This is a genomic window from Mesorhizobium sp. M7A.F.Ca.CA.004.06.1.1, assembly GCF_003999135.1.
Taxonomy (GTDB): domain Bacteria; phylum Pseudomonadota; class Alphaproteobacteria; order Rhizobiales; family Rhizobiaceae; genus Mesorhizobium.
This window is the reverse complement of record NZ_RZPQ01000153.1, coordinates 1-9,531: the sequence shown is the minus strand read 5'-3', so window position 1 is coordinate 9,531 and position 9,531 is coordinate 1. Positions and strand designations below refer to the sequence as shown.

9 protein-coding genes are annotated in these 9,531 nt (G+C 63.2%); 3 read left to right on the top strand and 6 right to left on the bottom strand.

Going from position 1 to position 9,531, the window contains the following annotated elements; translation table 11 throughout:
• Both pyrD and EN906_RS12155 read right to left on the bottom strand, forming a co-directional pair.
• A partial coding sequence (pyrD, locus tag EN906_RS12160) for a dihydroorotate dehydrogenase (quinone) (protein WP_127375189.1) occupies positions 1-661 on the bottom strand: 661 nt, incomplete at its 3' end.
• Positions 658-1,008, bottom strand: a complete 351-nt coding sequence (locus EN906_RS12155) for a DUF952 domain-containing protein (RefSeq protein ID WP_063173552.1) — start codon at positions 1,006-1,008, stop codon at positions 658-660. The genes pyrD and EN906_RS12155, both read right to left, overlap by 4 nt.
• A gap of 187 nt (positions 1,009-1,195) precedes the next feature.
• On the opposite strand from EN906_RS12155, the gene EN906_RS12150 reads away from it, so the two are divergent.
• The gene (locus EN906_RS12150) at positions 1,196-1,612 is read left to right on the top strand and encodes a hypothetical protein (RefSeq protein ID WP_127266720.1); all 417 of its coding nucleotides are present in this window, start codon (positions 1,196-1,198) and stop codon (positions 1,610-1,612) included.
• A gap of 120 nt (positions 1,613-1,732) precedes the next feature.
• Positions 1,733-2,392, top strand: coding sequence for a response regulator transcription factor (locus EN906_RS12145; protein WP_023813893.1), 660 nt, complete (start codon positions 1,733-1,735; stop codon positions 2,390-2,392).
• A gap of 32 nt (positions 2,393-2,424) precedes the next feature.
• Here the strand turns inward: EN906_RS12145 and EN906_RS12140 are convergent, their stop codons facing one another.
• Positions 2,425-3,936, bottom strand: a complete 1,512-nt coding sequence (locus EN906_RS12140; protein ID WP_127328241.1) for an MFS transporter — start codon at positions 3,934-3,936, stop codon at positions 2,425-2,427.
• A 146-nt stretch (positions 3,937-4,082) separates the two neighbouring features.
• Between EN906_RS12140 and EN906_RS12135 the strand changes: the two genes are divergently transcribed.
• Entirely contained in the window at positions 4,083-4,991 is a 909-nt protein-coding gene (locus EN906_RS12135; RefSeq protein ID WP_164748869.1) for a LysR substrate-binding domain-containing protein, read from the top strand.
• Positions 4,992-5,139: 148 nt separating this feature from the next.
• On the opposite strand, the gene EN906_RS12130 is transcribed toward EN906_RS12135, so the two are convergent.
• The 3 genes from EN906_RS12130 to EN906_RS12120 all read right to left on the bottom strand — a co-directional run bounded on the left by EN906_RS12130 (position 5,140) and on the right by EN906_RS12120 (position 9,334).
• Positions 5,140-8,628 (bottom strand): PAS domain-containing hybrid sensor histidine kinase/response regulator, encoded by a 3,489-nt coding sequence (locus EN906_RS12130; protein WP_127272462.1) that lies wholly within the window; start codon positions 8,626-8,628, stop codon positions 5,140-5,142.
• A gap of 126 nt (positions 8,629-8,754) precedes the next feature.
• Positions 8,755-9,030: a type II toxin-antitoxin system RelE/ParE family toxin gene (locus EN906_RS12125; RefSeq protein ID WP_127268171.1), complete on the bottom strand. Its 276-nt coding sequence runs from the start codon at positions 9,028-9,030 to the stop codon at positions 8,755-8,757.
• Positions 9,020-9,334: a hypothetical protein gene (locus EN906_RS12120; protein ID WP_127268170.1), complete on the bottom strand. Its 315-nt coding sequence runs from the start codon at positions 9,332-9,334 to the stop codon at positions 9,020-9,022. Before EN906_RS12120 ends, EN906_RS12125 begins: the two co-directional genes overlap by 11 nt.
• Positions 9,335-9,531: the final 197 nt, after the last annotated feature.

Below are 9,531 nucleotides of genomic sequence, written 5' to 3'. Positions count from 1 at the left end.
GCTCTGCCTCGACCAGGTCCGGCGCGATCTTCAGGAACACCGGCGGCTGCGCCGTTGCCGCGGCGCGCGCGGCCATGACACGCGACAAGAGTTCGCCAAGCTGCTCGCGCGCCTGCATGTTGCGCAGGCCCGGCGTGTTGGGCGAGGAGATGTTGACGGTGAGATAGCTGGCGTATTGCGCAAACCGGGCGACACCGCGCTCATAGTCGCCGATGCGGTCGCTGCTGTCCTTGTTGGCTCCGATGTTGACACCGACGATGCCGGAGCGCCCCTTGCGTGCGGCAAGGCGTTTTTCGGCCGCTGCATGGCCTTCATTGTTGAAGCCCAATCGGTTGATCACCGCATCGTCGGCAGTCAGCCGGAAGATACGCGGCTTCGGATTGCCGGCCTGCGGCAACGGCGTGATGGTACCGACCTCGGCGAAACCGAAGCCCAGGCCAAGCAACGCGTCCGGAACCTCGGCGTTCTTGTCATAGCCGGCCGCCATGCCGATCGGATTGGGGAAATCGAGGCCGCAGACGCTGACCTTCAGCCGCGCGTCGAGCGTCGTCCGCGCACCGACCGGCAGGCCGCATCGCAGCGCCGCAATCGACATGCCATGCGCGGTTTCCGGATCGAAGGCGAACAGCAGCTTCTGGCCGAGCCGGTCGAGCACGCTCATTGCCCCTCCAGTGCCGGGAACTGGTGCACACCATCGGCGCCAAGCGGCAGTGGCCGGACCCACAGCACGGCCTTGAGGTCCAGCGGGCCATAAAGATGCGGAAACAGCGCGCCGCCGCGCGAGACCTCGTATCTCAGCGCAGCGCCCAGGCCGGCGCCGTCGATGGCGACCAGCAGAAGGTCCGTCTGGCCGGCAAAGTGCTTTGCCGCCGTTTCCCTGACCTGTGCTGCCGTTGAGAAATGGATGAAGCCATCGGCGACATCGATCGGCGCGCCGGTGAAGCGACCATGCGTTTCGGCCTCGCGCCAAGGCGCTTGCGGGGTTATCTTGTAGATAATCTGAGACATGGTTGCGCTATAGAGCAGTTCCAGGAAAAGTGTGAAACGGTTTTCCCGGGAAAAGCGCATAGCGCTTTCCCTTGGGAATTGCGTCAAAAAGATTCCGAACCAGCCATTCGGGAAAGGCCACGCCAAGGGTCTTCCCCATTTCCGGCGCAAACATGCGATATCTGAGGCCTTGGCCATGGAGGACAACATGCGTCTGCAGCACATCTTGATCCCCGCCGCGCTCGTTTCGCTGGTCGCGGCTTCAGCTTATTCGGAAGAGACCGACCGCTACCGCCTGGAAAAGTCCGATAGCGGCTTTGTCCGTATCGATACGCAGACCGGCGCCATGTCGATCTGCGAGGAACGTTCGGGCCAGCTCGTCTGCAAGATGGCGGCCGACGAACGCGCTGCTTTCCAGGACGAGGTCGACCGCCTGCAAACCTCGATGAAGGCGATGGACGAGCGCGTCACCAAGCTCGAGAATTCGCTCTCCGCCCGCCTCGAATCGAAACTGCCGAGCGAGGAGGATTTCAACAAGACCATGAGCTACATGGAGCGCTTCCTGCGCGGCTTCATGGGCATCGTCAAGGATATGGACAAGGACGACGGCGCTCAGAAGACCTGAGCGCTTCAACCAGGGGAGGCGGCGCGCTGGCTTTGCCGCTTGAAAACAGCGCGCAGCCCCTCATAATCGTCCAATTGAACCCGAAAAGCCAAAAATCATCGGGGATTTGGGGAGGGACATTTGCCGGCAGGCTATTCTTTCGTCATCGCCGACGATCACCCGCTGTTTCGCGGTGCGCTGCGCGAAGCGCTCGCCGGCATCGGCAACGTCGCCGCCATCCATGAAGCCGGCGATTTCGAGAGCGCCAAGGCGCTGGTCGTGGCCAACGAGGACGTCGATCTGGTGCTGCTCGACCTGTCGATGCCGGGCGCCAGCGGCCTGTCCGGCCTGGTCTCGCTGCGTGGCATCCATCCGGCGGTGCCGCTGGTCGTGGTGTCGGCGCATGACGATCCGGCGACCATCAGGCGGGCGCTCGATCTCGGCGCTTCCGGCTTCATCTCCAAGTCGGCCAGCATGGAGGAGATCCGCAGCGCCGTGCAATCGGTGCTTGCCGGCGACATCGCAGCACCAGCCGGCGTCGATCTCGGCATCGAGCGCGATCCCGAAATATCGGACCTCATCAAGCGGCTGCAGGCTCTGACGCCGCAGCAGACACGGGTGCTGGGCATGCTGGCCGAGGGCCTGCTCAACAAGCAGATCGCCTATGAACTCGGTGTATCGGAGGCTACCATCAAGGCGCATGTCTCCGCCATCCTGCAGAAGCTCGGCGTCGACAGCCGCACGCAGGCGGTGATCCTGCTGTCCAAGATCGGCAGCGACCCGCTGCAGCCGGCGGGTTGATCGCCAGGGCGCCTGTTCGATCATTGTAGTGTTCAATCAGAGCACTGAACCTCCGTCCGCCGCACCGGCCGGCCGTTGAAGCTTGCGAAACTGATGGCGGCCATGATCCAGACGCCGATCCCGCCATAGAGCATGACCCAGCCAAAGCCGTTGCGCAGCGCATCCTGGGCGACGGTCCCGGCGAGCCCGGAGATGGGGTTTCCAGCAGCGATAGCTTCGGCGAGAAGACGCAATTGGGCAGCGTCGAGGTCGGGCAGCGCATGCCCCAGATGCGCCAGCACACCGCTGGCCAGGATGAAGCCCATCACCGCGATGTTCAGCGCCAATGAAACCATGCGCGCGGTCATGTCGATGCCGGAGGCCATGCCGGCGCGATCGCTCGAAACGGAACCCGTCGTCGTGTTGGTGACAGGTGTGTTGGTTATTCCCAGACCCATCCCCGCGATCAGGCAGCCGGGCAGCATCGTCAGCCAGTCCGGTTGCGCGGCGGCGCTGCCGAATTTCATCAGGATGAACCCGACGCCGATGATGACGAGGCCCGCCGGAATGATGATGCCGGGCCGATAACGCAGCGAAAAGCGCTCTGCCAACGGCGGCAGCACAAGCGTCGGCAGCGTGTAGGCAAGCAGGGCAAGGCCGGTGGAGACGGTGTCATAGCCGAGCCCGGCGTGGAACCAGATCGGCAGGTAGATCATGAAAGGCCAATAGCTGAGGTTCATCGCGGCAGAGCCGACGATGGCGCCCGAAAAGGGCCGGATTCGGAAGACCGAGAAATCGAACATCGGCCGCTGGCTGACCTTCTCGGCAATGAGGAAGGCGATGAAGCTCACTATCGAGATACCGAGGATCGCCAGCGCGGCAGGGCTGGAGAAACCCAGATCCGGCCCCTGGATGATGTAGAAAACGAGGCAGAAAACCGACGGCGACAGCGTCAGGATGCCTGCTACGTCGAGCTTGCCCGCCTGTGGATCCTTCGATTCGTGGACGCCCATCAGAGCGAGGGCGAACGCCAGCGCCGCAACCGGCACGTGGACAAGAAACACCCATTGCCAGCTCGAGACCGCGACGATGCCGCCGCCGATGATGGGGCCGAAGCCGAGGCCGGTGCCGAAGATGACGCCCCACCAGCCCCATGCGACGGCGCGTTCGCGCCCTTCCCGGAATTCATGCGACAGCACGGCAAGCTGGCAGATCAGCATCGCACCGCCGCTCAGGCCCTGCAGAAACCGGGCGACGATGAGCGTGGAGACGCTTTCGGCGACGCCGCAGATCAGTGATGTCAGGCCGAAGGCGGCGATGGCGACCAGAAAGACACGCTTGTGCCCGTAACGATCGGCGATCGTGCCGACCGCCATCAGCACCGTCGTGACCGCGATCGTATAGGCGTTCATCACCCATTGCAGTTGCTTGAAGTCGGCGTGCAGAACCTGCTCCAGTGTCGGCAGAATCGTGGGAACGCTTGAAATCTCCAGGCCGAACATCAGGCATGCCAGGCAGGCGGCAAACAGAACCACGATGCCTCGGCGGGTCAATACAGTGGGCATGATTCAACCTTTCGAACGTATTTGTCGGCAATCGGCGAATCCATCGCAGCTCGCCCGGCGCGCGTATGGCCCAGGGTAGGCGAGGCTTGATCATATTAGAATTGCATGGTTGGCTATTTCAGAGACAACAAGTGCGGATAGCTGACATGACGCTGGACGTAGACGCTGTGAAAACATTCGTCGCCATCGCCGATCTTCAGAGCTTTACGCGTGCGGCCGAGGCTCTTGGCAGCACACAAGGGGCGATCAGCGTGAAGCTGAAGCGGCTGGAAGAGCGCGTCGGCCAGAAATTGATCGAGCGCACGCCTCGGCTGGTGCGCTTGTCGGCGCAGGGCGCGGTGTTTCTCCAGCCCGCACGCGACTTCCTCGCGGCACACGATCGCGCCATTGCCAGCCTGTCTTCGGTGCGCCGCCGCTTCACACTGGGCATCGCCACCCATGTCGGAGGCGCGGAAGTCCCGACATTGCTGGCGCGGCTCAATGCGCATGACCCGGCGCTCACCATCGAAGTGCGGCTCGATGATTCGCGCGACCTGCTGGATGCTTTCGATCGCGGTGAGATCGACGCGGCGATCATCCGCCGGGAGGACGACCGGCGCGATGGTGAAGTGCTGGCGCCCGAACATTTCGGCTGGTACGCCGCGCCCGACTTCGTCCACCGGGCCGACGAGCCGCTGCGCCTGGCGGCATCCTCGCCATCCTGCGGTATTCGTAACATCACCACCCGCGCGCTCGACGCTGTCGGAATATCGTGGACGGAGGTGTTCCTCGGCTGCGGCTCTTTCGCCGTTGCCGAAGCCGTCTCGGCCGGCCTCGCAGCCTCGGTATTTTCCTGCCGGCTTGCCCCATCCGGCACCATCGAGGTCAGCCGGAAATTCGGGCTGCCGGCGCTGCCGCCTTCCGAGATCGTGCTGCTTTCGACGCTGACGGACGCCAAGTCCCGCGAGGCGCTGAGGACGCTTGCAATGGCCTTTCGCGAGCATCGTCCGCCTGTGGCGGGCAATGCCGGACGGCCCCGGTTCCGCAGTTCCCAGATGGTCGACGGCCTGGCCTAGAGCAATTCTAGGGAAAGTGTGAAGCGGTTTTCCGTTTAGAATTGCGTTAAAACAAAGAGTTAGAGCAGATCGCCGTTTTCCGTGAAACGGTGAAATGCTCTAGGACTCCACCCTCGGACACCAGGGCTGAGACCGGGCGCCTTTGCTGCTATTCGGCCGCCGGTGCCAGCGGCCTGACCCTGGCCATCATCGAGCGCAGCACCGCTGGTTTGAGCGGTTTGTTGATCACCGCAATCTCGAGCCCGCCGGCGGCCGTGCGCACCTCATTGGAGCGGTCTGCGGTGACCAGCACGGCCGGCAGGGTGTCGCCATGGAGCGCGCGCAGCCTGACGATGATATCGAGACCCGTTTCGCCGTCGAGATGGTAGTCGGCAAGGACGATGTCCGGGCGGTGTGTCACCACGCTTTCCAGATCCTTTGAACCGGACACGGTGTCGACGTTGCAACCCCAGCCTTCGAGCAGGAGCCGCATGCCCTCTAGGATGCGGGCGTCGTTGTCGATGCACAGCACATGCAGTCCGGCCAGCGAAGCCGTCGCGCGGGCAGGAACCCTGGCGTCGATCTCGCGCCGCGGTTCCTGCACGGCCGCGACGGGCAGGATGACGGAGAAGCGCGTGCCCTTGCCAGGGTTGGAAAAGATCCGGATCTCCAGCCGCAGCACCCGGGCGATGCGGTCAACGATGGAGAGGCCGAGACCGAGGCCCTCGGCCTCGCGCGCGCCCTCGTCGAGCCGGGTGAATTCGCGAAAGACGGTGTTCAGCTTGTCGCCGGCGATGCCGATGCCGGTGTCGATCACCTGGATCTCGGCCAAATCGCCGCGCCGTCTGACGCCAACCAGCACGCGGCCGTGGCGCGTGTATTTGATGGCGTTGGAGACGAGATTCTGGATCAGGCGGCGCAGCAGATTGCGGTCCGTCGTCACTGTCAGCGATGACGGCATGATGGTCAGCGCGAGCTTCTTCTCGGCGGCGAGCGGCCGGAAGTCGTTGCCGATCTGGCGCAGCAATCCGTCGAGGTTGAAGGCGGTATCGTCCGGCTTCATCGCGCCGGCGTCGAGGCGGGAGATGTCGAGCACGGCGCCGAGGATGGTCTCGACCGATTCCAGCGAGGATTCGATGTTCACGGCGGCCTTGCCGGCAGGCCCTTTGCCGGCCTTCTCGATCAGCGAGGAGCAATAGAGCCGGGCGGCGTTGAGCGGCTGCAGGATGTCGTGGCCGGCGGCGGCGAGGAAGCGCGTCTTGCCGAGATTGGCCTCCTCGGCCAGCATCTGCGCCTGCGCCAGCTCCTCGTTGACCCGGGTCAGTTCGATGGTGCGGGTCTTGACGCGCTGCTCCAGCGATTCATTGGCACGCTTCAGCGCCAGATCCTGTTCGACGCGCCCGGAAATGTCGGCATAGGTGGCGACGATGCCGCCGTCCGGCATCGGGTTGGAGCGCAGTTCCAGGATGCGGCCCGAGGTTTTCAGTTCCATCTGCCATGGGCTGACGAAACTGGTCAGGCGGTTGAGCATGGCCACACGCTGATCGGCGGGGATGTCGCCGCGTTCGGCGAGATGGCGCAGGATGCGGTCGAGCGAGACGCCGACCTGGCCCATCTCGTCGGGCAGGTCGAACAGCGCCCGGTACTGGCGGTTCCAGCAGATCAGGCGGAAATCGCGGTCGAAGACGGTGATGCCCTGTTCCATCTGGTCGAGCGCGATCTGCAACAGGTCGCGGTTGTGCTGCAGCGCCTCGGTGGCGTCGTCGAGCAAGCGGAAGGCATCTCGGGATTCGCGGTCGTGGCGCCGAAACAGCAGCGACAGGATCAGCCGCGCCGAGGAGGAACCGACGGCGCTGGCGAGCAATTGCTCGGAGAAGCGGATGACGTCCATGCTCGCCTGCTCATTGCCGTGCAGCGAGGTTCCGTTGGTCTTTTCGAACGACTGGAAGGAGCGCTCGGTGCGCTCGACGCCGAGATAGCGCCCGATCGTGTCCTTGAGGTCGTTGACGGTGATGGCGGTGCGGAAGCGGCGCAGGCTTGGCATCGGGCCGGCATCGCGCGGCACGAAGATCGACGCCTGGATGCGTTCCAGCGGCACCGATGCGCGCGACAGCGAACCGAGCACGAAGAACACCGCGTTGAGCGACAGGCTCCACAGCACGCCGTGGTTCAGCGGTTCGGCGACGGTGCCGAACAATGCCTGCGGCCGCAGCGCCTCGAAGCCGAACAGCCCGTGCACGATGATGCCGGTATCAGGGGCGGCAAGCGATGGAAACAGCAGCGTGTAGCCCCAGACGAGGATGCCGGCGACCATGCCAAGTGCCGCACCCCGGCCAGTGGCGCCGCGCCAGATCAGCCCGCCGATCAGCGCCGGCGCGAACTGGGCGATGGCCGCGAACGACATCAGGCCGATCGACGACAGCCGCGCGCTGTCAGTGCTCTCGCGATAATAGAGGAAGGCGATGAACAAAAGGATGAAGATCGCCCCGCGCCGAACATTGAGAATGAGCGTCGACCAGTCCTCGGTCTCGGAGGTCGAGGTCTTGAGCAGGCGGCGCACGAACAGCGGAATGACGAGGTCGTTGGAGATCATGATCGACAGCGCCACGCTCTCGACGATCACCATCGCCGTCGCCGCCGACAGGCCGCCGATGAAAGCCGCCATCGCCAGCAAGTCATGGCCAGTGAACAAGGGCAGCGACAGCACGTAGAGATCGCTGCTGGTCCCGGTGCCGACCAGCGACAGGCCGGCAAAAGCGATCGGCAGCACGAACAGATTGATCGCCACGAGGTAGAGCGGAAACACCCATGTCGCGGTGCGCAGTTCGGCCTCGCCGCGGTTCTCGACGATGGTGACGTAGAACTGCCGCGGCAGCATGATGATGGCAAAGCCGCTAAGGCAAGTCAGCACCAGCCAGGTGGCGAGCGAGGTGTTGTAGCTCATCGCCTGCCGGACCTGCCCGTTCTGGGCGAGCTTGTCGAACATGTCGCCCGGGCCGCCGAAGATCAGGAAGGTGACCATCAGGCCGATCGCCAGGAAGGCGGCGAGCTTGACCACGGTTTCGACCGCCACCGCCAGCACCAGCCCGTCCTGGTGTTCGGTGGCGTCGGCGTGACGGGTTCCAAACAGCACCGCAAACAGCGCCAGGAGCATGGCGACGACCAACGAGATGTCGCTGACGAAGGGATCGAACGAAGGCGGCGATCCCGTATAGTGCTCGACCATCAGGCTGACCGAACCGGAGATCGCCTTCAACTGCAGCGCGATATAGGGCACCGCGCCGATGGTGGCGATCAGTGTGGCGATCGCCGCGACGGTGAAACTCTTGCCGTAGCGCGCGCCGAGGAAATCCGCGATCGAGGTGATCTTCTCGGTCTTGGCCAGCCGCACGATGCGGTTGAGCAGCGGGAAGCCGAACACGAAGACGAGCACCGGGCCCGTATAGATGCCGAGGAATTCGAGGCCGCGTTCGGAAGAGAGACCGACCGAGCCGAAGAAAGTCCAGGATGTGCAGTAGATAGCGAGGCTGAGTGCGTAGATGAAAGGCCGCCCCCGGCTCGGCTCGGAGATGGCCGAGCGGCGGTCGCCGAGGCTGGCGATGGCAAACAGCAGCGTCACATAGGCGACCGCGATGATGACGATGAACAAGCCCTGCACGCTTGGACTTTCCTCCTCTGCCGTCTTTCTATCCGGCTTGCCCGGACGCAATCACAGCTTGGCGTCCGAGTCCATTGCAGAGCTGTGTAGGACGGTTCTCAGACCGGCGCGTCGGTGTCGATGTCGTTATGGTGAAGATCGCCGCTGGGCGCCGTGGAAGATGCTGCCGACAATGATCTCCTCCGAACCCATACGATAGAGGATGATGTGCTTGCCATGGACGAACTGATGGGTCCTGCCTTCATAGAGCCTGCCCATATTCGGGTAATCGCCGAGCAACTCAAACACCGCGTCGAGTTCACGCAGATACTTTTCGGCCTGAGTGTGGCCGAAGTTTTCGAAGGTGTGTCGGTAAATGTCTTTCAGATCGCGTTCGGCGCGATGCGTTATCCTATGACGCATGCGGGAATTCGGCACGCGCTTCCCGAATAATGTCGTCGATAGACTTGTCGCTGACGGGGCTCTCAAAACCTTCGTCGATGGCCGCCTGAATCGCTTTCCGCTTCTCATCGGGCGAAAGTGCGTCGAACCAAGCGCGCTGCTCCTTTGTCGGAGCCGCCCACGGGTAAACGTCAATGCTGATGGTTTCGAGCATGTTCATGAGAATATTGTAGGCGAAAACGCCTATGATTGCCAGAAATTCAACGCTGCTCCTGCCGAACCGTGGGTCTCGAACAACTGAACCGGGGTCGGTCTCGGCGAGCAACCTAGCCGGCTCCCGGTAAGGAGAAACCGGTTGCTTTCTCCTTTTTGCCGATGTTGCGTCAGGAGGTTTTTGTTATGTTGTCTCAGGTCGATGTCGCAAGGACGGAAACGGCAACTCGGCCAGTCACGACAAGGAGGGTCGAATGCTGAAAGAATTCCAGGAATTTATTTCCAAGGGTAATGTGATGGACCTTGCGG

Excerpts from the sequence above, each read along its gene's own strand:
- EN906_RS12155 (WP_063173552.1), bottom strand. The coding sequence starts at position 1,008 with ATGTCTCAGATTATCTACAAGATAACCCCGCAAGCGCCTTGGCGCGAG.
- EN906_RS12125 (WP_127268171.1), bottom strand. The coding sequence starts at position 9,030 with ATGCGTCATAGGATAACGCATCGCGCCGAACGCGATCTGAAAGACATT.
- EN906_RS12150 (WP_127266720.1), top strand. The coding sequence starts at position 1,196 with ATGCGTCTGCAGCACATCTTGATCCCCGCCGCGCTCGTTTCGCTGGTC.
- EN906_RS12140 (WP_127328241.1), bottom strand. The coding sequence starts at position 3,936 with ATGCCCACTGTATTGACCCGCCGAGGCATCGTGGTTCTGTTTGCCGCC.
- EN906_RS12135 (WP_164748869.1), top strand. The coding sequence starts at position 4,083 with ATGACGCTGGACGTAGACGCTGTGAAAACATTCGTCGCCATCGCCGAT.